We start from the raw sequence: 23,475 nt of genomic DNA, 5'->3' as shown, positions 1-23,475 counted from the left end.
GCAGGCCGATTTACGCGGCACTTGTATCGTTTTGTTAAAATCACTTCTGTCGAACACCCCGAACCGAATGTTGGCCGCTGGTTGAGCGGCCAGTCAAGGATTCCGAACGGCACGGACCCGCGCCACCGCCCGGTGGTGGAAATTCTGGGCACCGGCTTCCATGCGTCCTGTCCCCGTTCCCGGGGTCCGGCATGCCGCTGCAACCATGCGAAGAACCCGGGCGGCATGGCACCGTCCCGCACCGGCGGCTAGCCTGCCGGCGACAGGGACCGACAGAACTCGGAGGGGTCAATGACAGTCGAAACGAGCCACGATTTCAGCGCCGTCATCAGGCCGTGCCGCATCCATTCGGGCGAGGGCGCGCTGGACGCGCTCGGGGCCGAAATCGCGCGGACGGGCGCACAGCGGGCCTTCGTGCTCTGCGGGCGGTCGGTGGCCGGCACGACCGACCTGCTGGACCGCATCCGCGCCCAGGCGGGCGACCGGCTGGCAGGCGTGTTCGACCGGATCGGCAAGGACACCCCCCTGCCCGACGTGCTGGCCGCGACCGAGGCCGCACGCGATGCCGGGGCCGACCTGCTGATCGCGGTCGGCGGCGGCAGCGTGATCCAGGCGGCCCGCGTGGTGGCGATCTACCTGGCCGAGGACGGCACGCCGGAAAGCCTGGCGACCCAGTACCCCGAGGACGCGCCCGCGATCTCGCCCCGGCTGAACGCGCCGAAGATGCCGATCTTCAACGTGCCGACCATCGGCACCACTGCGCAGAACTGGGGCGGCTCTCCGGTCAAGGGCGGCAAGCAGGGGCACCGGCTGGAATACTTCGATCCCAAGACCCGCCCGACCGCGCTGTTCTGGGACCGGGCCGCGCTGGCCACCGCGCCCTTGTCGATGGTGCGCGCGACATCGGGGATGCTGTGGTGGCGGTCGGTGATGAACATGGGCTACAGCAGCGCCCCGGTGCTGGTCGACGCGAACCGGCGCGAGGTGCTGTCGCTGGCCACACAGGTCCGCGATGCGCTGGCCCGGGACGAAGACAGCGACAGGCTGCGCGCCGACCTGTGCCTGGCGACCTGGCTGCAGAACCAGGATGCCGACCGGGGCGGGAAGCTGGTGAACACCTGGGCCTCCCGGGTGACCTATGCCTTTGCCATCGGGATCTTCCACCGCCATGCCGAAGTCGCGCAGGGGGCCACCACCGCCGCGCTGACCTGCGGCGTGCTGCGCCGCCTCGGCCACCGCGACGAGGACAGCGTGGCGGCCATTGCAACGGCGCTCGGCATTCCCGGCATGGTGCCCTCTGCCGCGTTGGCGGATCAGCTGGAGCGTGACTTCGTCTCGATGGGCCTTCCGGTGAACCTGACGCAGCTCGGGATCCCCCAGGACAGCGCCGGCCCGGTGCTGGAGGCGGCGATGCAGAACTACAACTCCGACCCCAGGCGCGAATTCCGCCGCGAACGCGACCTGCTGGCCGAGGTGCTTGCCGGCTGCTGGTAGGCCGCGCGAATCGATGCGGCGACAGGTCATGCCGGCACGGGGATCCCCGCGCCGCGCCGGTGCTGCAGGATCGGAGCGAACCTCGCCACATACATGCGACCAGCACGCTTTGGCGCGGCATTTGCCCCGCCCCAGCTTAATCTGACCCAAGGCCGTTGCCGCGCTGTGCCAATTGGCGCATCGTGAAATGGTATACCAAATTAGGCGACCCCTGGCCGATGGCGGAGGCCCCGAGACCCGCCGGCCCGGCCGTCGCCCGCGATCAGGGAGGTCGACCGCACCATGAATGTCCAGGACAGCCAACTCTCGGCCTTCCGCGCCGAGGCGCGCGAATGGCTCGACAAGAATTTCCCCAAGAGCCTCGCCCACCGGGGTGACGAGTATTTCGACATCGCCCCGCGCTACCCCGAGGGCGAGGACTGGGCCGCCTGGCGCAAGGCCATGTGCAGCAAGGGCTGGGGCACGCCCACCTGGCCGACCGAATATGGCGGCGGCGGGCTGACCCGGCAGCAGACCCTGATCCTGCGGGACGAGCTGGAAAAGATCGGCGGTTTCATCCCGCTGACCGGCATCGCGGTGTCGATGTTCGGCCCCACCCTGCTGGAATACGGCACCGCCGAGCAGAAGCAGCGCCATATCCCCCCGATCTGCCGGGGCGAAACCATCTGGTGCCAGGGCTATTCCGAACCGGGCGCGGGGTCCGACCTTGCCAGCCTCAAGACCCGGGCCGAGGATATCGGGGACAACTTCCTGGTGAACGGCCAGAAGATCTGGACCTCGGGTTCGATGCACGCGCATTGGTGTTTCTGCCTTGTGCGCACCGACACCAGCCACAAGCACGAGGGCATCTCGTTCCTGCTGATCGACATGAAGTCGCCCGGTGTCGAGGTGCGGCCGATCACGCTGATCTCGGGCAAGCAGAGCTTTGCCGAGGTGTTCTTTACCGATGTGAAGGTCCCCAAGGAGAACCTCGTCGGCGGGCTGCGCGAAGGCTGGACCATCGCCAAGCGCCTGATGCAGTTCGAACGCGAGGGCATCGGCGCCCGCCGGATGACCGTGGGCGAGCTGCGCCCGCTGGACGAGGTGGCCCGGGAGTACATCGGCACCGATGCCGAGGGCCGCATCGCGGATCTGGATCTGCGCGCGCGCATCGTGCGTCACCAGATGTGGGAACGCGCCCACCGGCTGACCGTCGCCCGGGTGGCCGACGAGGCCAAGACCGGCCCGTCCGAGGCGACCTCGGTCCTCAAGAACGCCGCCAGCCACGCGCTGCAGACCCGGGGCGAGATGCTGACCGAGATCATGGGCTTTCAGGGGATCGGCTGGGATGGCGACGACTACACCCAGACCGAAAAGGACAGCATGAAACAGATGCTGCAGAACAAGGCCCATTCGATCTACGGCGGCACCTACGAGGTGCAGGCCAACATCATCTCCAAGCGCATCCTCGGGATGCTGGACCACCAGTAAGGGACGCGACCGATGGCTGTACTGACCGAAGAACAGACGATGCTGCGCGATGGCGCGCAGGACTGGGTCACCGACCGCGCGCCGGTGAGCGCCTTCCGCAAGCTGCGGGATTCCGGCGCGGGCACGATGGACCCCGCCCTGTGGAAAGAGATCGCCGAAATGGGCTGGGCCGGCATTGTCGTGCCCGAGGAACACGGCGGGTCGGATTTCGGTCTGACCGGCATGGGCCTGGTGCTGGAGGAGATGGGCAAGCAGCTGGTGGCCTCGCCGCTGTTCATCTCGGGCCTGGTGGCCGCCACGGCGTTCCGCCAGATGGGCAGCGCCGCGCAGCAGGGCGAATGGCTGCCCCGGATCGCCGACGGATCGGCCATCGTCACCCTGGCGGTGGACGAGGGCAACCGCCACGACACCGCAAGGACCGCGCTCACGGCCGAGGCCTCGGGCAGCGGCTATGTGCTGAACGGCACCAAGACGATGGTGATCGACGGCATGGATGCCGATGCGATGCTGGTGCTGGCGCGGACCTCGGGCGCGCCGGGCCATAGCGCGGGGCTGACCCTGCTGATCGTGCCCACGGACGCCGCGGGGATCGAACGGCACGGGCTGGCGACGGTGGATCGCCGGGGCCATGCCAAGGTCACCTTCAGCGGCGTGCAGGTCGGCCCGGATGCCGTTCTGGGCGAGGTCGGCGGCGCCCATGCCCCGCTGGAAAAGGTGCTCGACGTGGCCCGCGTGGGCCTTGCGGCCGAAATGCTGGGGATGTGCCAGCAGGCCTTTGACACCACGCTCGCCTATCTGAAGACGCGGGTGCAGTTCAACACGATCCTGGCCCAGTTCCAGGCGCTGCAGCACCGCATGGCGGATCTGTTCATGGAGATGCAGCTGGTCCGCTCGGCGGTGGAACATGCGGTGCGCGAGATCGACGCGGGCGGCGACGGGGCCGAAGAGGCCGCGATCCTGGCCAAGGCGATGGCCAGCGATTTCGCCAACAAGATGACCCGCCAGATGATCCAGCTGCACGGCGGCATCGGCATGACCGACCAGTACGATGCCGGGTTCTACATCAAGCGCTCGCGCCTGCTGGAAATGACCTTCGGCAACGCGGCCCAGCACTGCGAACGTTGGGCCCGGATGCGCGGCTACTGAGGACACGATCATGGGCGTTCCCTATCCCGACCTGCTGTCGATGAAGGCCGAGGCCATCGACTGCGCCTATTCCGACCGCGAGGTCATGCTTTACGCCCTTGGCATCGGCATGGGCACCGACCCGCTGGAGGACAGCGAGCTGGCCTTTGTCAACGAGGGCTGGATCACCCCGCGCGAGGTTCCGCTGAAGGTGGTGCCGACCTTTGCCTCGGTCTTCGGCTATGCGGCGCGGCCGCCCTCGATCCCGCTGGACCGGGTCAAGGTGGTGGATGCCGCGCGCGACATCACCTTTCACAAGCCCCTGCCGGTTGCGGCCAGGCTGACCGCCGACGCCAGCTATATCGGCGCCTGGGACAAGGGCGACAAGGGCGCCATCGTCCAGCGCGAAACGGTGGTGCGGGACGCAAGCGGCGAGCCGGTCTGCACCCTGCGCGGCATGACCTTTGCCCGGGGCGACGGCCATTTCGGCGGCCCGACCGAGGGCGCGCCCGATCCGCACCCGGTGCCCGACCGCGCGGCGGATCTGACGGTCGACATTCCCACGCGGGACGATCAGGCGCTGGTCTTCCGGCTGTCGGGCGACCGCAACCCGCTGCACTCCGACCCGGAATTCGCCCGCAAGGCGGGGTTCGACCGGCCGATCCTGCATGGCATGTGCACCTACGGGATCACCTGCCGCGCCGTGCTGTCGACCTTTGCCGACTGGGACCCCAACGCCTTTCGCCGCCATGCCGCACAGTTCCGCGCCCCGGTCTTTCCAGGCGAAACGATCACGGTCGACATGTGGAAGGACGGCGATACCATCAGCTTCGAAGCCCATGTCAAGGCGCGCGGCGTGACCGTGGTCAAGCACGGGCTGACAGAACTGGGCTAGGGCCCGCACGATCCGCCCCCTGCCAAGGCAGCGGGGCACAGGGCGGCGTCTCCGCCCGTTTGATACCCCTGAGGAGGAACCATGGGACTACTGGACGGCAAGGTTGCCATCATCACCGGCGCGGGCAACGGGCTCGGCGCCGCCTACGCGCGGCTTTTCGGGGCCGAGGGCTGCAAGGTGCTGGTCAACGACCTGGGCGGGGCGCGTGACGGGTCCGGCGGCAGCATCGGCCCGGCGCAAGAGGTCGTGAACGACATCGTCGCTGCGGGCGGCGAAGCCGTGGCCAACGGCAACGACGTCTCGACCATGGATGGGGGACAGGCGATTTTCGACCAGTGCATCGCGCAATGGGGCAAGGTCGACATCCTGATCAACAACGCCGGCATCCTGCGCGACGAGACCTTTCACAAGGGGACCGAAGCGAACTGGGATCTGGTGCTGAAGGTCCATCTGAAGGGCACCTATTGCTGCACCAAGCCGGTCTGGCAGTGGATGCGCGACAACGGCGGCGGCATCGTGGTGAACACCACCTCGACCTCGGGCCTGATGGGCAATTTCGGGCAGACCAACTATGGCGCGGCCAAGGCCGGGATCGCGGGGCTGACCCGCAACCTGGCCATCGAAGGGCGCAAATACGGGATCCGGGTCTGGGGCATGTCGCCCGGCGCGCTGACCCGCATGACCTCGGATCTGCCGCGCTATCGCGAGCTGGCGGAAAAGGGGGACGAATTCCCCGTGACCGGCCAGCCCGACACCATCGCGCAGGCGATGCTTTACATGTGTTCGGACCTCAGCGGCGACCAGACCGGCAAGTTCATGCATGTCGCCCGCCAGGGCGTGGCCGAGCTGAAGGTGATGCGCTCCAAGGGCTGGGAGCCGACCCATGCCTATACCGCGCAGGAAATCGCGGACCATTACGACGAGGTCTTTTTCCCCGACGCCTGAACCGCCTGACGGGACAACAAAAGCGCGCCGGTCCCCCGACCGGCGCGTTTGCGTTCGGCCCCTGCCCTGCTCAGCCGACCGGGCGGCCGATGCAGTTGGTCGTGATCACCTCGGTATCCACCAGGTAGGTCCGCCGCCGGGCGAAGCGGATGGCCCAGTCGGGCCGGGCCTCGCCCTCGCGGGTGGTGAATCGCGAATTGGCCCAGGCCCCCATGCTGGCATAGCGGGCGATCAGGAAATAGCTCGTCACCCCGTTCTCGGGCGGCTTCTTCCACAGGCCCACGGCATGCACGCCGTTGTCCGCCTCCCATGTGTCCCAGGACATCAGGCTGTCATCCTCGAAGGCCGCTTCCAGATCGCTGCGGCAGTGGAACCAGCGGTTGGTGTAAAGCGCCGCGTCCGCCGCGATCAGCGGCAGGTTCCGCTCGGCCACCGGGGTCAGGCGGTCCGCTGTCGCCCCCGACACCCCCGGCGTGGCAAGCAGCCGGTCGCGCAGCCTGTCGAGCGCGGCCGTGTCGTCGCCAAAGGCCGTGACGGTGACGGTGTTCAGGCTGCGCCCGATATGGGGCCGGAACGCCGCTGCAAGCGAGACACCCGCCGGGTAGGTTCCCGGGTCGAGCGCCGCATCGCGGACCCCCTCGAACCCCGAGAAACCGCCGGGCAGCACGATGTAATCCATCATCCCGTCACATCCCGATCATGTTGGCCTGGTCCAGCACCCGGTCGACGATGCGGATCGACGCGATGTCGATCATCCGCCCCTCGAACTGGACGGACCCCTGCCCCGCGGCCAGCGCGGCGTCATAGGCCGACTTCATCCGGCGGGCGCGGTCCACGTCCTCGGGCTTGGGAGAGAACACCTCTTGCGCGATCTCGACCTGGCTGGGGTGGATCGCCCATTTGCCGACCATGCCCAGGATCATCGCGCGGCGGCATTCCTCGCGGAACGTGTCGGGATCGCTGAAATTGGCAAAGGGCCCGTCCACCGCGTCGATCCGGTTCACCCGGGCGGCAATGGTCATCTTCTGGCGCTGGTAATGCCAGATGTCGCCGGGATAGCCGCTGTCGCCGCCGATATCCTTGGTGCTGACGCCCTGGCTTGCGGAATAGTCGCCCATACCGAAGATCAGCGCCTCCAGCCGGTCCGACGCGCAGGCGATCTCGTCGACCTTCTGCATCGCCTCGACCTCTTCGATGAGGGTTTCCAGCCCGATGCGCTTCTTCAGCTTCAGCTTCTTCTCCATCTGGGTCATCAGCTTGTCGCAAAAGGTGATGTCGTCGGGGCCAAGCGCCTTGGTCAGCATGATCAGGTCCAGGTTCTCGCCCGCGCCCTCCATCACCTCGATGATGTCCTCGGCCGCGTATTCCGTGGTCAGGTCGTTGATCCTGACGCAGCGCACGGAGCGGCCGAAATCGAGGGTGTTCAGCGCCTCCACGATCTTTTTCCGTGCGGGGCGCTTTTCCTGCGGGGCGACGGCGTCTTCCAGGTCGAGGAAGATGTAATCGACGTCCAGCCCGGCGGCCTTGGTCATCATCTTCTCGCTCGATCCGGGCACCGAAAGCTGGCAGCGGCGCAGGCGTTTGGGTCTCTGGGTCATGGTCTCTCCTCTAGTCCACGGCGCCCGAGGCGCGCAGCTGCGCGATCCTCTCGGGGCCGATGCCGAATTCGGTCAGGATGGTGTCGGTATGCTCGCCCGTCAGGGGCGCGCGGGCGCGCACGCCGCCGGGGGTGCCGGTCATCTTGACGGGGGTGTTGGCGATGGTGACGTCACGCTCTGTCCCCGGGTGGCGCACCTGGGCCAGCATGTCCCGGGCGGCGAAATGCGGGTCGGCGAACTGGTCGTCGGCGCGGTAGACGGGGCCAAAGGGGACCTGCCCGCCAAGGATCCCGGCCAGTTCGGCCCGCGTGCGCGGCAGGGTGAAATCCTCGACCAGCCGCACCACCTCGTCCCGGTGCTGCAACCGCTGGTCGTTCTGCCCGATGCGCGGATCCGTCGCCAGCTCGGGACGGCCGATCAGCTTGGTCAGGATGGCCCAGAATTTCTCGTTCGGGACGGCCAGGCTGACCCAGCCATCCGCCGCCCGGAAAAAACCGAAGGGGCAGAGCAACGGGTGATGATTGCCCTCCACCCCCGGATTTTCGCCCGTCATGCCGCGCTGAAAGATCGCGCGTTCGCAGGTGGCCATGATGCTGTCGACCATGCCGATGTCGACATACTGCCCCTGCCCGCTTGCCCGCGCATGCAGCAGCGCCGAGACCAGGCCGAAGGCCGCGTACATCGCCGGGATGATGTCGCCCACGCCGGGGCCGATCTTGGTGGGCGTGCCGCCCGCCTCGGGCCCGGTGATGCCGACGATACCGCCCATGGCCTGCGCCACCGGGTCATAGGCCGGCCAGTGACCGTAGGGCGAGGCCCCGCCCCGCCTGTCGCCAAAGCCGCGGACGCTGACATAGACCAGCGCCGGGTTCACGCGGGCCAGCGTCTCGTAATCGTTGCCCAGCCGTTCGGCCACACCGCCGCGATAGTTCTCGATCACCGCATCGGCCTGGGCCACCAGCTCATGGAACAGCGCCCGCCCCTCGGCCGATTTGAAGTCGATGCAGATCGAGCGCTTGTTGCGGTTGATGGACCCGAAATAGGCGCCATAGCCGCCCTGATCGCGGGGCAGCTCGTCCTCCAGATGCGGGCCGATGCGGCGGGTGTTGTCCCCGCCAACGGGTTCGATCTTGATCACCGTCGCCCCCTGATCCGCCAGCATCATCGAAGCAAAGGGCCCGGCCAACATCATCGTCAGGTCCAGCACCACCACGCCCGACAGCGCCCCGGGGAACTGCGCCGGTGCCATCTCAGCCCCGGCGCCGCAGCGCGACGCGCCGGTCGGCGGTCACGCAAAGCTTGTCGTCCTGGTTGATGCCGTAGTGGCGGAAGGTGACGATGCCGGTGGCCGGGTCCGCGCCGTCCTCCTTGGCGATCACCTCGGAAAAGGCGTAGAGCGTGTCGCCGTGATAGACCGGATGCGACAGGCGGATGCCGGTCATCCCCAGCTCGGCCACCGCCTGTTCGCCGGTGTCCTGCGCGGCCAGGCCGATGACCATGCTCAGGTTGATGCCGCCGAACACCACGCGGTCGGTGAACACGCCGTGCCCCTGCCCGCCCTGCATCCGGTGGGCGTTGAAATGCCCCTCGGCCGTGTTCATCACCATGTTGGTGATCAGCACATTGTCCATCTCGGTCACCGTCTTGCCCCGGGCGTGGCGGATCAGCTCGCCCTCGGCGAAATCCTCGAAATACCCGTCGGGCGAGGTCAGCTTGGACAAATCGGTCATTTCTGACCCCATGCCTTTTCAAAGGCCGTGTCGGTGATCCATTTGTCCACTTCGGACTTGCCCAGCATCTGGTCCGAGATGATGCGCTGTTGGATCTCGCTGGTGCCCTCGAAGATCTTGGTCAGCCGGGCATCGCGCCAGTAGCGTTCCACCGCGTGCAGGGTGGTGTAGCCCGCCCCGCCGAGGATCTGCAGCGCCTCGGATGTGACCCTCTCGGCCATCTCGGTGGCGAAATATTTCGCCATCGACGCCTCCTTGTCGCAGCGCCGTCCCTGGTCGATCTCGTTGCAGACGTGGTAGAGCAGCTGCCGCGCGGCCTCGACCTCGGTCGCCATTGTCGCCAGCTTGAACCGGATCGCCTGGAATTCGGCGATCGGGCGGCCGAACTGCATCCGCTCCTGCGCATAGGCGGTGGCATCCTCCAGCGCGCCCTGCGCCAGACCGATGCCCCGCGCGGCGGTATGGGCCCGGGCGGTTTCCAGCCCGCGCGCCATGATGCGGAAGGCCATGCCCTCCTCGCCCACCAGGGCCGAGGCAGGCACCCGGCAGCCGTCGAAGGACAGCTCAAGCGTGTTCCAGCCGAAATAGCCGATCTTGGGGATCTTTGCGCCGGACACGCCCTTGGGCAGGGTGCCGCGCGGCTTTTCGATCATGAAGCAGGAAATCCCCATCCACCGTTTCGCGGCCGAGGGCGGCGGAGCCGTCCGGGCAAAGACGGTCATGAAATCCGACCCGTCGGCAAAGGTGCACCAGTACTTGTTGCCGGTGATCACCCAGTCGTCCCCGTCCCGCACCGCGCGGCAGGAAATCGAGGCGAGGTCGGAGCCCGTCCCCGGCTCGCTCAGCGACGAGGCGTTGAGGAATTCGCCCCGCACCACACGGGGCAGGTATGCGCGCTTCTGCTCTTCGGTCATGACCCGCTTGATCATGCCGCCCTGCCCGCGCGCCATCAGCGAGGCGACGGACATCCAGCCCCGCGCCAGCTGCTCGGCCACCAGGCAGTATTCAAAGGCGCCCAGCCCCAGCCCGCCGTATTCCTCGGGGATGGTGATGCCGAAATAGCCCATGTCGGCCATCTTCTGGCGCAGATCCATCGGGATCTCGCCGTCCGGCCCGTCGAGCGCATTGGCCACGGGCAGCACCTCGCGCATCGTGAAGGCGCGCGCGGTGTCGCGGATCATGATGCGTTCCTCGGTGAAATAGCCTTTGCCGTCCTGCGACTGGTTCATTGCGCCGTCCATGATCAGCGTGCCTTTCTGACAAGGTTGGTCCGGCGGAAGCGCACGACTTCCTCGCCGCGCTGGTTCACGCCGCGGGTGGCCCAGGTGACGATGCCGAATTCGGGCCGCTTGCCGCTTTCGCGGCAGTCGATGGTTTCGCTGGCGGCGGTGAGCGTGTCGCCGGGATAGACCGGCACGCCGTAGACCAGATCGTCGACGCCCAGGAACGGCCCGCCCCCTTCGGAACAGTCCTCGACCGTCAGGCCGAAGACGGTGTTGAAGACCAGCAACGGGTTCACCGGCGTGGCGGGATGCCCTTCGGCCCGGGCCACCTCCGCATTGGTGTAGCGGGGGTTGTAGTGCATCGTGAGCACGCAGAAGAGCGTGTTGTCGCCTTCGGTGATCGTGCGGCCCCAGTGATGGGCAAAGGTCTGGCCGGGGGTGAAATCGGCAAATCGGTTGCCCCGGGCACGGTATCTGGCGTCGCGCTTCAGGCGGGCGACGATGTCATGCGTACTCATTGCGCCGGGCCCGCCATCGCGGTCATCAGCGCCGAGAGATCCGCTGCCTCGTCCACCCCCAGTGCCGCGTCGATCATCGCCCCGGTGGCCCCGGCCCCGATGGCGCCAGTGCAGATGGCGCGGGCCTTGGCGGTCAGCTTGCGCTCTTGCAGGGCGGTGTCGGCCAGGGGGATGCCGACATTGGTGGCATAGCGCAGCGCCCGCCCGTCCATCGTCACCATCTCGACCGAGGCCGCGTGGCGCTGGCCGTCGACGCTTGGATGCCCCTCCAGCGCGACCTTGTCGCGGAAGGCCCAGACCCCGGCATCCGCCGCCGTCGCCTCGCAATAGGTATCCAGATCCGCCGTATCGCGCCCCAGCACCGCCATCGCGGCCAGGTGGCGGATCGAGAATTTCACGTCCAGCCCGGTTTCGGGGCGCTGGATGTCGCAGACCTTGCACGAGGCCGCCGGGATATGGATCGTCAGCGCGGCGATGTCACCGGGCGCCAGCCCGTGTTCGGCCACCAGAGCCCGGGTCGATTCGATCACCGAATGGGTCAGGTAGCAGGCGGCGTGGTATTTGAAGAGGGTGTTCTGCACCTCCATATGCTCCGGGTCGGGCGCAAAGGCCCCGGGCCGGAAAGCGGGCGACAGCGTGGGGCCGAACCCCTGGGGGCAGTCCAGCCCGCCCAGCCGGGCCTCGAACCCGGCGCCGGCCAGTTTCGCCGCCAGCAGCCCGTTCGACGCCGCCTTGCCCGCGTGCAGCGGTTTGGCCATCGTGCCGAACATCGACTTCAGCCCCGCCGCCTGGGTGCCCGCCAGCGACAGCGCGTGTTCCATCTGCAGCGCGTCCAGCCCCAGCACCACGCCCGCCCCCGCCGCCGCCGCGACCGATCCGATGGTCGCCGTGGCGTGAAAACCGTGGTCGTAATGCTCATCCCCCATCATCACGCCAAGAGCGCCCGCGATTTCGTGCCCCGCGACGATCCCGGCCAGCACCAGCGGGCCGGGGGCGCCCGCCTCTTCGGCGGCGGCCAGAACGGCGGGGATCACGGCGACCGAGGGGTGCCCGTGCATATGTGCGTTCACGTCGTCGAAATCGAGCGCATGGCTCATCGCGCCATTGACCAGCGCGGCATCCACCGGCGCGGCCCGCCGCCCCGTCGCGGGCAGGGTGCAGGGGCCGTCATCGCGGCCGAACTCTCCCGCCAGGATCGCCGACAGCGGTTCGGTCGCGCCCGCGACGGTGACGGCGCACCAGTCCAGCAGGCAGTGACGGGCCCAGAGCGCGGCCGCGCCGCTCATGCCCGCGGGGCCGAAATCCGCCAGCCAGGCGGCCATCGCGGCCCCCAGAGCCTGCGGCGGAACCTGCGATGCCGGGGGCCTGTCGGCCAGGATGTCCGAATGAGTCATCTGGCGAACCTCCCTGACGTCTCGCCCCGGCGGATGGTCTTGCCGCCGGACTTACTCAGGGAACAGTGTTTTGACCGTCACGTCAATTTTGCCCGGGAAATTGCCGTGCCCGGGCGCCAGAAATCGCATACGTGGTGGATCCGGCGGGTGGCGGCCCGGTTCCGGCCAAGCCGAACCTTCACATGAGCGTGACATTGCCGCCGGATTGCGACATTGTGGTCACATAATGCCATTTCCCCGGGAACGAACCGGGATAATTTCCTGTTTCTTTCCGGTATTCTCTCGCCAGAGATACATCCAAGCGATTCCAACGGAGCTGCCATTCCATGACCACTCGCCGCACTTTCCTCGCCTCCGCCGCTGCCGGGGCAGCGGCCCTCGCCCTGCCCGCCCCCGCGCTGGCGCAGGCCGGCCGCAATGTCCTGGCCAAACAGGAAGTCACCATCAGCAAGGCCTACCAGCCGGGCGAGATCGTGATCCTGCCGCGCGCCTATTTCCTGTACTACGTGACCGCGCCGGGCAAGGCGCTGCGCTACGGCATCGCCGTGGCCAAGCCGGGCCTGGGCTACAAGGGCACCGCCGTCATCAAGCGCAAGGTCGAATGGCCCACCTGGCGCCCGACCGACGAGATGATCGAGCGCGACCCCGGCCATTACGGCCGCTTCAAGGGCAACGAAGAGCGGATGGCCGGCGGCCCCGGCAACCCGCTGGGCGCCCGCGCGCTGTACCTGTTCGAGGGCAACAAGGACACCCACATCCGCATCCACGGCACGATCGAGCCGTCGAGCATCGGGCGCGCCGCCTCCTCGGGCTGCTTCCGCATGCTGAACGAAAACGTGATCGACCTGTACGACATGGTCCCGATGGGCACCCGCGTCACCGTCCTGTGACACCGGCCCGGCCAATCCACGACACTGGCCGATCCACGACTTAGGGCCGCCCCGGGGCGGCCCTTTTCGTTTGCGCTGTCCGGCCCGGGTCAGGCCCGGCCGGCAATCGCCTTATTCACCCAGTCGAGGATGGCCGCCTGCCCCATCGCGCCCGAGGTCCGCGCCCTTTCGCGCCCCCCGGCGTAAAGGATCATCGTCGGGATCCCCCGGATGCCGTTTGCGCCGCTGACCGAGGGGTTGGCCTGGGTGTCGATCTTGGCCAGCCGCGCGACACCCTTCAACCCCCCGGCAGCCTTGAGGAATTCCGGCGCCATCGCCCGGCAGGGGCCGCACCAGGGCGCCCAGTAATCCACCACCAGCGGCAGCTCGTCCGTCCGCGCCGCCTTGCCCAGGGTCGCGGCGTCCAGCTCGGCCACCTTGCCGGTCACCAGCGCGCCACCGCAGGTGCCGCATTTCGGGCCCGAGCCAAGCCTGTCGCGTGGAACCCGGTTTGCCTGTCCGCAGTTGAGACAGGTCATCTTGATACCCGCCATTCCGAACCCTCCATCACATTCAGGTCTTGACATATGTTCATCACGATCCGCCGGCAAGCCCCCGCTCAACACGCGACACCGGGGGCATCTGCCAGCCGGGGCGCGGCTTGACGCTGCCGCCGGGCCGTCGGATATCTTGGGCGATGCCGTCACGTTCCCTCCCGCTTCTCCTGACGCTCTGCGCCGCGCTGCTGGCCGGATGCTCGACCTTGCCCACGGCCCAGGAGGCCGAGGTGATGCCCATCGTGCATGACGGCAAGCTGCACAAGGGCGTGGGCAAGGCCATCGTGGTGATCCCGGGGGCCATGGCCTCGGTCAACATGTATGCGCCGGTGCTGGACTGGAACGTGCCCGACAGCACGGTGATGGCCTATCGCTTTCCCGGCCTCGACGGGATGAAGCTGGACCACCGCGTCGATATCGAGGCGGCCGGAGAGCTGATCGCCGAGGTGCTGACCAAGATGGAGGTGCGTGAGGTCTACCTCATCGGCTTCTCCACCGGCGGGCCGATCGCGCTGGAGGCCGCCCGCCGCCTGAAGACCCCGGATGTGGACATCGCGCTGGTGTCGACCGCAGGGCCGTTCCCCGCGGCGGTCAAGGCCTCGGTCGAGGGCTTCTTCGACGTGCTCAAGGCCATGGGCCGGTCCAACGGCAAGACGCTGGACGAGACCTGGCTGGAGAATTACCGCACCCTGCTCTATGGCCGCAAACACCTGGAGAACAAGGAGCTGGCCGCCCGCAGCGAAGAACTGGCCATGCGCCAGAAAGGCCGGTTCGGCACGCCCAGGCTGAAGCTGACGCTGGCCCATACCAGCGATCTGATGACCTGGACCCTGCCGCGTGACGACCCCAAGCTGCGCGCGGCGCATATCGGGGTGTTTCACGGGGCGACGGATTCGGTCTTTTCCCTGAAGGATACCGAGCGGCTGGCCGGACGCATCCCCGCCGACGGCATCCGCGTCTATCCCAACGAGGGGCACCTGCTCTACGTGACCGAGGACCGGCTGTTCGACGAGATCCGGGGCTTCTTCGGCCTGGGCCCGGGCGGGTGAAGGCGCGGTTCGATCTGATCGTGATCGGCGCCGGGCCCGCGGGTGGCGCCGCGGCCTTCACCGCCGCGCGCGCCGGTCTGACCGTGGCGCTGGTCGACCGCCATGCCTTTCCGCGCGACAAGCTGTGCGGAGGCGGCTTCACCGGGCGCAGCCACCAATATTTCTGCGAAATATTCGGCACCCCGCCCGAACCGGGGCAGATCGAGACCCATCATTCGGTCTCGTTCCACGCCCACGGCACCGATCTGGGCCGGATCGACGGCATCCCGCCGCTGCACCTGACCATGCGCCGCGTGCTGGACACCGAGATCTGCGCCCGCGCCCTGGCCGCCGGGGCGGCGGATTTCACCGGACGCCCCGTGGCGCGGCTGGACCCGGAGGCCGGGCAGGTCGTGCTGGAGGACGGTGCGGAGTTGACGGCCCCTCTGGTGCTGGGTGCGGACGGGGTCAACAGCATGGTGGCCCGCGCGCTGTTCGGGCAGGCCTTCGACCGGGGGCGCATCGGCTTCGGGCTGGAGGTCGAGGCCCCCGCCGCCCCGGACAATGCCGAGGCGCCCGTCAGGATCGACTTCGGCGCGGCGGACTGGGGCTATGGCTGGCATTTCCCCAAGACCTGCAGCTCGACCATCGGGGTTGGCGGCGTGCTGGCGCGCAACGCCGACATGAAGGCGATGATGCGCAGCTACCTGACCCTGCTGGGGCAGGATCCCGACCAGAAGGCCAAGGGGCAGTTCCTGCCCTTCGGCGACTTTCGCCGGGTGCCGGGGCGGGGCCGCACCCTGCTGGCCGGGGACGCGGCCGGGCTGGTCGATCCGATCACCGGCGAGGGCATCGCCTATGCGATGAAAAGCGGCCAGCTGGCCGCCCTGGCCGCTGCCGCCGCCCTGCGCGAGGGGCGTCCCGAAACCGCCCTGGCCCGTTATCGCCGCAGCCTGCGCCCGATGCACCGCGCCCTGCGCCAGGCCCGGGCGATCCGGCTGATGATCTTTGCCCGCCCGTTCCGCGGCAGCTTTGTCGCGGCCTTCCGCCGGTCGGGCCAGCTGCGCCATCTCTACCTGCGGCTGCTGGCCGGCGAGATCGAATATCCCGAAATGGCCCGCGCCACGCTGTGGCGGTTTCCGGCCTTTCTGTGGCGCAGCATCCGCCCCGGGAACCGCAGCGGCGCGTGACCCGGCATGGTGGCGGTTTTCCCGCTCGGAACCCCGGATCCGGGTGACCGACCCTTGCACCACGTAAGGCAGAATGGCATATTAAGGGACGCGAGTTATCTCATTCGACCACCTGCTCCGTCCTCGGCTCAGTCAATCGATGCTGCACTGACGAGCCGACCTGCCGCACTCCCGCGGGCAGTTATTACAGGAGTAACGACGATGGCCAAAGGCACCGTCAAATGGTTCAACACGACTAAAGGCTACGGCTTCATCGCGCCCGAAGGCGGCAGCAAGGACGTTTTTGTCCACATTTCCGCTGTCGAGCGTTCGGGCCTGACCGGCCTGGCCGACAACCAGAAGGTCACCTTCGACATTCAGCCCGGCCGCGACGGCCGCGAGTCGGCGGTGAACCTGGCGCTCGACTAAGATCGGCGCATCCCGATGACGGACGGCCCCGGCAGGCAATGCCGGGGCCGTCTGCGTTTCGGGCCCCGCGCGGGACCACCGGCGCGCCGGTCCACGTGGCGGCACCCTCTGCCGGGCGTGGCGCGTTGGGCTATTTGACGCGGGCGATCAGCTCTTCGACCCTCGGCCCGATCCGGGCGACGATCCGCTTCACCCCCTCGGCATTGGGGTGGATGCCGTCGGCCTGCATCCACTGGCGATAGACCGAGGGATCCCCGTCATCCCCCGCCAGCCCCTGAAAGAAATTCGGCTCGTACAGTGCGCCATGCTCCTGCGCCAGTTCGGGGTGGATCGCGTCGAAGGCCTGCTTGAAACTGTCGCCGTAATTGCGCGAGGCATAGAGCCCGATCAGCAGCACCGGCACACCCTTGGCATCGGCGGCGTCGAGGATGTAATCCAGATTCTCGCGCGTGGCCTTGGGGTCGGTCCCGCGCAGAATATCGTTGCCACCCAGCGTCACGATCATCGCGTCGACCTCGGGCGTCAGCGACCAGTCCACCCGGGCGCGCCCGCCCCGCGTGGTGTCGCCCGAAACGCCGCCGTTGATCACCCGCACGTCCTCGCCCTGCGCCTTCAGCCAGCCTTCGAGCTGCGGCACGAAGCCGTCCGCCTGCCTCAGCCCATAGCCCTGGGTCAGCGAATCGCCAAGCGCCAGCACCGTGGTTTCGGCCATCGCGGGCAGCGCGGCGATGCAGAGAATTGCCACCATCGCCTTGCGGGCAAGGGCACGCCCCCCATATGAACCATAGCCCAGGACCAACCGGCAAAGACGCATGACAGACCCCATACTCCGCCTCGAAGACATCCGCCTTTCGCTCGACGGCAACGCGGGGCGGGTCGATATCCTGCACGGCATCACGCTGGACGTGGCGCGCGGGGACACCCTGGGGCTGGTCGGGCCATCTGGTTCTGGCAAATCGTCTCTCCTCATGCTCATGGGCGGGCTGGAGCGTGCCACCGGCGGGCGGATTGCCGCGCTTGGCCACGATCTGACCGGGATGGGCGAGGATGCGCTGGCCCGGTTCCGCAGAGATCATATGGGGGTGGTCTTCCAATCCTTCCACCTGATTCCGACAATGACCGCGCTGGAAAACGTCGCCACCCCGCTGGAACTGGCCGGTCACCGCGACGCCATGACCCGCGCGCGGGCCGAACTTGACGCCGTGGGCCTGGGCCACCGGGCGGGGCATTATCCCAGCCAGATGTCAGGCGGCGAACAGCAGCGCGTGGCCCTGGCCCGCGCCATGGCGCCGCGCCCCGAGATCCTGCTGGCGGACGAACCCACCGGCAACCTGGACGAGGCGAACGGCGCCGCGATCATCGACCTGCTCTTCGACCTGCGCGACCGGCAAGGGGCCACGCTGGTGCTGGTCACCCATGCCCCGGAACTGGCCCGCCGCTGCGACCGGGTGATCCGCCTGCGCGACGGGCGGATCGAGGGCGACGCCCTCGGCCGGGCCGCCGAATGAGCCTGCGCAACGCCGCCCGCATCGCAGCGCGCGAGTTGCGCGGCGGCACCCGGGGTTTTCGCATCCTGCTGGCCTGCCTTGCGCTTGGCGTCGCCGCCATCGCCGGGGTCGGCACCGTGCGCGCCTCGATCGAAGCCGGGCTGGCGCAGGAAGGCGCGGCCCTGCTCGGCGGCGATGCCGAGATGTCCTTCACCTACCGCTTCGCCACGCCCGAGGAACGCGCCTGGATGGACGAAACCGCGGCGCAGGTCTCGGAAATCGCCGATTTCCGTTCGATGGCCGTGGTCCAGCGCGGGGAGGAAGCCGAACGCGGCCTCACCCAGGTCAAGGCGGTCGACGACGCCTACCCGCTGGTCGGCACGGTCGCCCTGACCCCCGATATGCCGCTGGACGTGGCGCTAGCGGGCCGTGACGGCCGCCCCGGCGCGGTGATGGAGCCGCTGCTGAGCGACCGGCTGGGGATTGCCCCCGGCGACACCTTCCGCCTGGGCGACACGGAATTCGTCCTCATGGCCGCGCTGGAGCGCGAGCCCGACGCCGCCACTGCCGGGTTCGGCCTCGGCCCCCGCACCATCGTGCGGCGCGCGGCGCTCGACGCCTCGGGCCTGCTTGCCCCCGGCACGCTGTTCGATTCGAAATACCGCCTGGACCTGCCCCCCGGCACCGACCTCGCCACCGCCGCCGACACCGCGCAGGCGCGGTTCGAAACCTCGGGCATGCGCTGGCGCGACGCGCGCAACGGCGCCCCCGGCGTGGCGGAATTTGTCGAACGGCTGGGCAGTTTTCTGATCCTCGTGGGTCTCTCGGGACTGGCCGTGGGCGGCGTCGGCGTCTCGGCCTCGGTGCGCGGCTACCTGGCCGACAAGACCGGCGTGATCGCCACCCTGCGCACCCTCGGCGCCGACCGGTCGACAATCTTCCTGACCTATTTCATGCAGATCGGCGCCCTCTCCCTTGTCGGCATCGCCATCGGCCTGGCCCTCGGGGCGGGCCTGCCGATCGCGCTTGCCCCGGCGATCACGGCCCAGCTTCCGATCCCGGCGGTCTTCGGCCTCTACCCCCGCCCCCTGGCCGAGGCCGCTGTCTACGGCCTGCTCACCGCGCTGATCTTCACCCTCGCGCCGCTCTCGCGGATCGAGGATATCCGCGCCGCCGCCCTGTTCCGCGACTCGCTGGGCGCCGCCCGCAGCCTGCCCGCCCCGCGCTACCTGCTGGCCATCGCCGTGCTGCTGGCCCTGTTGGTGGGCGTGGCCGCGCTGTTCTCCGGCAATGTCGTCCTCACGCTCTGGACCACGGGCGGCATCCTCTTCTCGCTGATCCTTCTGGCCGGCGCGGCGCTTGGCATCCGCCGCCTCGCCCGCCGCGCGCACGGGCTGGCCAATGGCCGCCCGCCCCTCCGCTGGGCCCTGGCCGCCATCGGCGGGCCGCGCAACGACGCCCTGCCGGTGGTGCTCTCGCTGGGCCTCGGCCTCTCGGTCCTGGCGGCGGTCGGCCAGATCGACGGCAACCTGCGCGCCGCGATCACCCGCGACCTGCCGGACCGGGCGCCCTCCTACTTCTTCGTCGACATCCAGAAGGACCAGATGCCCGCCTTCCGCGCCCGGCTCGACGACGACCCGGCGGTCACCCGGGTCCAGAGCGCCCCGATGCTGCGCGGCGTCATCGCCCGCATCAACGGCCGCCCGGCGGCCGAGGTCGCGGGCGATCACTGGGTCATCCAGGGCGACCGGGGGGTGACCTACTCGGCCAGCAAGCCCGAATCCACCAAGGTGACGGCCGGGGCCTGGTGGCCCAGGGAGTACGACGGCCCCCCGCAGATCAGCTTCGCCGCCGAGGAAGGCGCGGAAATGGGCCTGAAACTGGGTGACGAGATCACCGTCAACATCCTGGGCCGCGACATCACCGCGACGCTCACCAGCTTCCGCGATGTCGATTTCTCTACCGCCGGCATGGGCTTCATCATGTCGATGAACCCCGCCGCCGTCGAAGGCGCACCGCACAGCTACATCGCAACGGTCTATGCCGAACCCCAGGCCGAGGCCGCGATCCTGCGCGACCTGTCGAACATGTTCCCCAACATCACCGCGATCCGCGTGCGCGACGCCATCGACCGGGTGTCCGAACTGCTCTCGGGCCTCGCCACCGCCACCTCCTACGGCGCGGCGGCCACCCTGCTCACCGGCTTCCTCGTCCTGATCGGCGCGGCGGTGTCCGGCGAAAAGGCCAGGGTCTACGAAGCCGCGGTGCTGAAGACGCTCGGCGCCACCCGCGCCCGCATCCTCGCCAGCCTGACGCTGCGCTCCGCCCTCCTCGGCGCCGCCGCAGGCCTCGTGGCGCTTGGCGCGGGCATCGCGGGCGGCTGGTCCGTCTGCCATTTCGTGATGCAGACGGACTACGCCGTCATCTGGCCCTCGGCCCTGGCCATCGTCGCAGGCGGGCTCATCGCCAATTTCGCGGCCGGCCTCGCCTTCGCCTGGCGCCCCCTCGCCGCCCGCCCCGCAAGGGTCCTGCGCGCCCGCGAATAACACCCGGCCCCGCGCAACGCCCGACCAATTCCCGGCGTTCCGCCCTTCCTCTGGCCGGAAATATCCCCGCCGGAGGCACAACCGCGCCGCGCGGATGCGCGGCGCAAAACATCACATGCGCCGCAGGCGCTCCGTCAGGAAAACCCCCCGCCCCTACTCGGCCGCCTCGGCATAATCGGACATCGGCGGGCAGGTGCAGGTCAGGTTGCGGTCGCCCCAGGCATTGTCCACCCGGTTCACCGGGGGCCAGTACTTGTCGACCCGGAAGGCGCCCGGCGGGAAACAGCCCTGCTCGCGCGAATAGGCCCGGTCCCAGTCGCCCACCAGATCCTCCACCGTATGCGGCGCGAATTTCAGCGGCGAGGCCGCGGCCTCCACATGCCCGGCCTCGATCTCGGCGATCTCCTCACGGATCGCCAGCATCGCGTCGCAGAAGCGGTCGAGCTCGGCCATGGTCTCGCTCTCGGTCGGCTCGACCATCAGCGTGCCGGCCACCGGAAAGCTCATGGTCGGCGCATGAAAGCCGCAGTCGACCAGCCGCTTGGCGATGTCGTCCACCGTCACGCCCAGCTCGGCAAAGGGCCGGGTGTCGATGATGCATTCATGCGCGACCCGCCCCGACGGGCCCTTGTAGAGCACGTCATAGGCGCCCTCCAGCCGCTTCACGATGTAATTCGCGTTCAGGATCGCCACCCGCGTCGCCTGGGTCAGCCCGGCCCCGCCCATCATCAGGCAATAGGCCCAAGAGATCGGCAGGATCGACGGAGAGCCATAGGGCGCGGCGGATACCGCCCCCTCGGTTCCCATATGCGGATGGCCCGGCAGATGCGGCACCAGATGCGGTTTCACCCCGATCGGCCCCATGCCGGGGCCGCCGCCGCCATGCGGGATGCAGAAGGTCTTGTGCAGGTTCAGGTGGCTGACGTCGCCGCCCAGGTCGCCGGGCCGGGACAGGCCCACCATGGCGTTCATGTTGGCCCCGTCGATATAGACCTGCCCGCCGTGCTCATGGGTGATCGCGCAGACCTCCTTCACCGTCTCCTCGAACACGCCGTGGGTCGAGGGATAGGTGATCATGCAGCCCGCCAGCGCGTCGGCATGCTGCGCCGCCTTGGCGCGGAAATCCTCCAGGTCGATGTCGCCATTGTCGAGCGACTTCACCGGCACCACCTTCCAGCCCACCATCTGGGCCGAGGCCGGGTTGGTCCCATGCGCCGACACCGGGATCAGGCAGATGTTGCGCCCCGCCTCGCCCCGCGCCTCGTGATAGGCGGCGATAGTCAGCAGCCCGGCATATTCCCCCTGCGCGCCCGAATTCGGCTGCAACGAAAACGCCGCGTAGCCGGTGATCTCGCAGAGCTTGGCCGACAGGTCGCCGATCAGCTGGGCATAGCCCTCGGCCTGGTCGGCGGGGGCAAAGGGATGCAGCGCGGCGAATTCGTCCCAGCTGACCGGGATCATCTCGGCCGCCGCGTTCAGCTTCATCGTGCAGGAGCCCAGCGGGATCATCGCCCGGTCCAGCGCCAGGTCGCGGTCGGCGAGGCGGCGCATATAGCGCATCATCTCGGTCTCGGCCCGGTTCATGTGGAAAATCTCGTGCGTCAGATAAGGCGTCCGGCGCACCAGCCCCTCGGGCAGGTCATAGGCCGGCGCGGTGTCCGGGTCGGCATCGGTGATGCCGAAGGCGCGCCAGACCGTGGCGATCGTCTCGGGCCGGGTGCATTCGTCCAGCGTGATGCCGATCTTGGTCTCGCCGACCTTGCGCAGGTTGATCCCCTCGTCCACCGCCGATTTCAGGATCGCGCCCTGGAACGGCCCGACCTCGACCGTCACGGTGTCGAAACACTTCTTGGGAAAGACGTCAAAGCCCGCCTTGCGCAGCCCCTCGGCCATGCGCACGGTGCGCGAATGGATCTGCTGGGCGATGCCCTTCAGCCCCTCGGGCCCGTGGAACACCGCGTACATCGAGGCCATGACCGCCAGCAGCGCCTGCGCGGTGCAGACATTCGACGTGGCCTTTTCCCGCCGGATATGCTGCTCGCGCGTCTGCAGCGCCAGCCGGTAGGCCCGGTTGCCCCGCGCGTCGATGGACACGCCCACGATCCGCCCGGGCATCGCGCGTTTCAGCGCGTCCTTGCAGGCCATGTAAGCCGCGTGCGGGCCGCCATACCCGATGGGCACGCCGAACCGCTGGGTGGAGCCCACGGCGATGTCGGCCCCCATCTCGCCCGGCTCTTTGAGCAGGCACAGCGCCATCGGGTCGGCGATCACGATGCCGATGGCCTTGGCCGCGTGCAGCGCCTCCATCTGCGGCGTGAAATCGCGCAGCACGCCGTTGGTGCCGGGATACTGGAAGATCGCGCCAAAGACCGCCGCGGCATCCAGATCCGAGGGGCGGCCGGTGACGATCTCGATCCCCAGCGGTTTCGCCCGGGTGCGGATCACCGCGATGTTCTGCGGGTGCAGCGCCTCGTCCACGAAAAACGCCATCGCCTTGGACTTGGCCGAACGCTGCGCCATGGTCATCGCCTCGGCCGCCGCCGTCGCCTCGTCCAGCAGCGAGGCATTGGCGATATCCAGCCCGGTCAGGTCGCAGATCATCGTCTGATAGTTCAGCAGCGCCTCCAGCCGGCCCTGCGAGATCTCGGGCTGATAGGGCGTATAGGCCGTGTACCAGGCCGGGTTTTCAAAGATGTTGCGCTTGATCGCCGGAGGCGTGATCGCGGCGTGATAGCCCTGCCCGATCAACGAGATCAGCGCCTTGTTCTTCTTCGACACCGCGCGCATGTGCACCAGCAGCTCCTGCTCGCTCAGCGGCGGGCCGAAGTCGAGCGGCTGCGCCTGGCGGATCGCCTCGGGCACCGTCTCGGCGATCAGCGCATCCAGGTCCGCAACGCCGACGACGCCCAGCATCTCCTCCATTTCGGCCGGAGAGGGGCCGATATGGCGGCGGTTGGCGAAATCGTAGGGCTGATAGCTGGTCGGGGTGAACGTCATC

General features: G+C 68.5%; 21 protein-coding genes. 11 read left to right on the top strand and 10 right to left on the bottom strand.

The features are described 5' to 3' along the window. Positions 1-291: 291 nt before the first annotated feature. The 5 genes from GLS40_RS14560 (at position 292) to GLS40_RS14540 (ending at position 5,929) form a co-directional block, all read left to right on the top strand. Positions 292-1,494 carry an iron-containing alcohol dehydrogenase family protein gene (locus tag GLS40_RS14560; RefSeq protein ID WP_160383473.1) on the top strand — a complete coding sequence of 401 codons (1,203 nt, stop codon included), beginning with the start codon at positions 292-294 and terminating at the stop codon, positions 1,492-1,494. A gap of 282 nt (positions 1,495-1,776) precedes the next feature. Further along, a complete protein-coding gene (locus GLS40_RS14555; protein WP_160383472.1) occupies positions 1,777-2,964 on the top strand; it encodes an acyl-CoA dehydrogenase family protein in 1,188 nt (395 codons plus the stop codon). A gap of 12 nt (positions 2,965-2,976) precedes the next feature. Beyond that, positions 2,977-4,110 (top strand): acyl-CoA dehydrogenase family protein, encoded by a 1,134-nt coding sequence (locus GLS40_RS14550; RefSeq protein WP_160383471.1) that lies wholly within the window; start codon positions 2,977-2,979, stop codon positions 4,108-4,110. 10 nt (positions 4,111-4,120) lie between these two features. Next, the gene (locus GLS40_RS14545; protein ID WP_160383470.1) at positions 4,121-4,984 is read left to right on the top strand and encodes a MaoC/PaaZ C-terminal domain-containing protein; all 864 of its coding nucleotides are present in this window, start codon (positions 4,121-4,123) and stop codon (positions 4,982-4,984) included. Positions 4,985-5,065: 81 nt separating this feature from the next. After that, entirely contained in the window at positions 5,066-5,929 is an 864-nt protein-coding gene (locus GLS40_RS14540; RefSeq protein ID WP_160383469.1) for an SDR family NAD(P)-dependent oxidoreductase, read from the top strand. Between the two features lie 70 nt (positions 5,930-5,999). Here the strand turns inward: GLS40_RS14540 and GLS40_RS14535 are convergent, their stop codons facing one another. From GLS40_RS14535 to GLS40_RS14505, 7 genes are read right to left on the bottom strand one after another with little or no spacing between them, the layout of a single operon-like run. Beyond that, positions 6,000-6,611, bottom strand: a complete 612-nt coding sequence (locus GLS40_RS14535; protein ID WP_160383468.1) for a hypothetical protein — start codon at positions 6,609-6,611, stop codon at positions 6,000-6,002. A gap of 4 nt (positions 6,612-6,615) precedes the next feature. After that, entirely contained in the window at positions 6,616-7,527 is a 912-nt protein-coding gene (locus GLS40_RS14530; protein WP_160383467.1) for an HpcH/HpaI aldolase/citrate lyase family protein, read from the bottom strand. Between the two features lie 10 nt (positions 7,528-7,537). After that, the gene (locus GLS40_RS14525) at positions 7,538-8,776 is read right to left on the bottom strand and encodes a CaiB/BaiF CoA transferase family protein (protein ID WP_160383466.1); all 1,239 of its coding nucleotides are present in this window, start codon (positions 8,774-8,776) and stop codon (positions 7,538-7,540) included. A gap of 1 nt (position 8,777) precedes the next feature. After that, complete coding sequence (locus tag GLS40_RS14520) at positions 8,778-9,257, bottom strand: MaoC family dehydratase (RefSeq protein ID WP_160383465.1); 480 nt, start codon at positions 9,255-9,257, stop codon at positions 8,778-8,780. After that, positions 9,254-10,486, bottom strand: a complete 1,233-nt coding sequence (locus GLS40_RS14515; protein WP_160383464.1) for an acyl-CoA dehydrogenase family protein — start codon at positions 10,484-10,486, stop codon at positions 9,254-9,256. The genes GLS40_RS14520 and GLS40_RS14515 overlap by 4 nt, the downstream gene beginning before the upstream one ends. A gap of 14 nt (positions 10,487-10,500) precedes the next feature. After that, complete coding sequence (locus tag GLS40_RS14510) at positions 10,501-10,998, bottom strand: MaoC family dehydratase (protein WP_160383463.1); 498 nt, start codon at positions 10,996-10,998, stop codon at positions 10,501-10,503. Next, positions 10,995-12,392, bottom strand: a complete 1,398-nt coding sequence (locus GLS40_RS14505; protein WP_160383462.1) for an MmgE/PrpD family protein — start codon at positions 12,390-12,392, stop codon at positions 10,995-10,997. Before GLS40_RS14505 ends, GLS40_RS14510 begins: the two co-directional genes overlap by 4 nt. A gap of 326 nt (positions 12,393-12,718) precedes the next feature. On the opposite strand from GLS40_RS14505, the gene GLS40_RS14500 reads away from it, so the two are divergent. Continuing rightward, positions 12,719-13,282, top strand: coding sequence for a L,D-transpeptidase (locus GLS40_RS14500; RefSeq protein ID WP_160383461.1), 564 nt, complete (start codon positions 12,719-12,721; stop codon positions 13,280-13,282). Positions 13,283-13,371: 89 nt separating this feature from the next. On the opposite strand, the gene GLS40_RS14495 is transcribed toward GLS40_RS14500, so the two are convergent. Continuing rightward, complete coding sequence (locus GLS40_RS14495; protein WP_160383460.1) at positions 13,372-13,815, bottom strand: thioredoxin domain-containing protein; 444 nt, start codon at positions 13,813-13,815, stop codon at positions 13,372-13,374. A gap of 143 nt (positions 13,816-13,958) precedes the next feature. On the opposite strand from GLS40_RS14495, the gene GLS40_RS14490 reads away from it, so the two are divergent. The 3 genes from GLS40_RS14490 to GLS40_RS14480 all read left to right on the top strand — a co-directional run bounded on the left by GLS40_RS14490 (position 13,959) and on the right by GLS40_RS14480 (position 16,444). Beyond that, a complete protein-coding gene (locus GLS40_RS14490) occupies positions 13,959-14,867 on the top strand; it encodes an alpha/beta fold hydrolase (RefSeq protein ID WP_160383459.1) in 909 nt (302 codons plus the stop codon). After that, entirely contained in the window at positions 14,864-16,036 is a 1,173-nt protein-coding gene (locus GLS40_RS14485) for a geranylgeranyl reductase family protein (protein WP_328598910.1), read from the top strand. Before GLS40_RS14490 ends, GLS40_RS14485 begins: the two co-directional genes overlap by 4 nt. A gap of 201 nt (positions 16,037-16,237) precedes the next feature. Next, positions 16,238-16,444, top strand: coding sequence for a cold-shock protein (locus tag GLS40_RS14480; RefSeq protein ID WP_160383458.1), 207 nt, complete (start codon positions 16,238-16,240; stop codon positions 16,442-16,444). A 130-nt stretch (positions 16,445-16,574) separates the two neighbouring features. On the opposite strand, the gene GLS40_RS14475 is transcribed toward GLS40_RS14480, so the two are convergent. Then, positions 16,575-17,192: an arylesterase gene (locus GLS40_RS14475; protein ID WP_235905942.1), complete on the bottom strand. Its 618-nt coding sequence runs from the start codon at positions 17,190-17,192 to the stop codon at positions 16,575-16,577. Between the two features lie 64 nt (positions 17,193-17,256). On the opposite strand from GLS40_RS14475, the gene GLS40_RS14470 reads away from it, so the two are divergent. Both GLS40_RS14470 and GLS40_RS14465 read left to right on the top strand, forming a co-directional pair. Beyond that, positions 17,257-17,952: an ABC transporter ATP-binding protein gene (locus GLS40_RS14470; protein ID WP_160383457.1), complete on the top strand. Its 696-nt coding sequence runs from the start codon at positions 17,257-17,259 to the stop codon at positions 17,950-17,952. Then, positions 17,949-20,477, top strand: coding sequence for an ABC transporter permease (locus tag GLS40_RS14465; protein WP_160383456.1), 2,529 nt, complete (start codon positions 17,949-17,951; stop codon positions 20,475-20,477). The genes GLS40_RS14470 and GLS40_RS14465 overlap by 4 nt, the downstream gene beginning before the upstream one ends. 153 nt (positions 20,478-20,630) lie before the next feature. Here the strand turns inward: GLS40_RS14465 and gcvP are convergent, their stop codons facing one another. Further along, positions 20,631-23,474, bottom strand: a complete 2,844-nt coding sequence (gene gcvP, locus GLS40_RS14460) for an aminomethyl-transferring glycine dehydrogenase (RefSeq protein ID WP_160383455.1) — start codon at positions 23,472-23,474, stop codon at positions 20,631-20,633. Between the last annotated feature and the right edge of the window lies 1 nt (position 23,475).

The organism is Pseudooceanicola pacificus (genome assembly GCF_009789075.1).
GTDB classification, from domain to species: domain Bacteria; phylum Pseudomonadota; class Alphaproteobacteria; order Rhodobacterales; family Rhodobacteraceae; genus Pseudooceanicola; species Pseudooceanicola pacificus.
The sequence above is the reverse complement of the archived record's forward strand: the minus strand, read 5'-3'. Positions and strand labels throughout refer to the sequence as shown.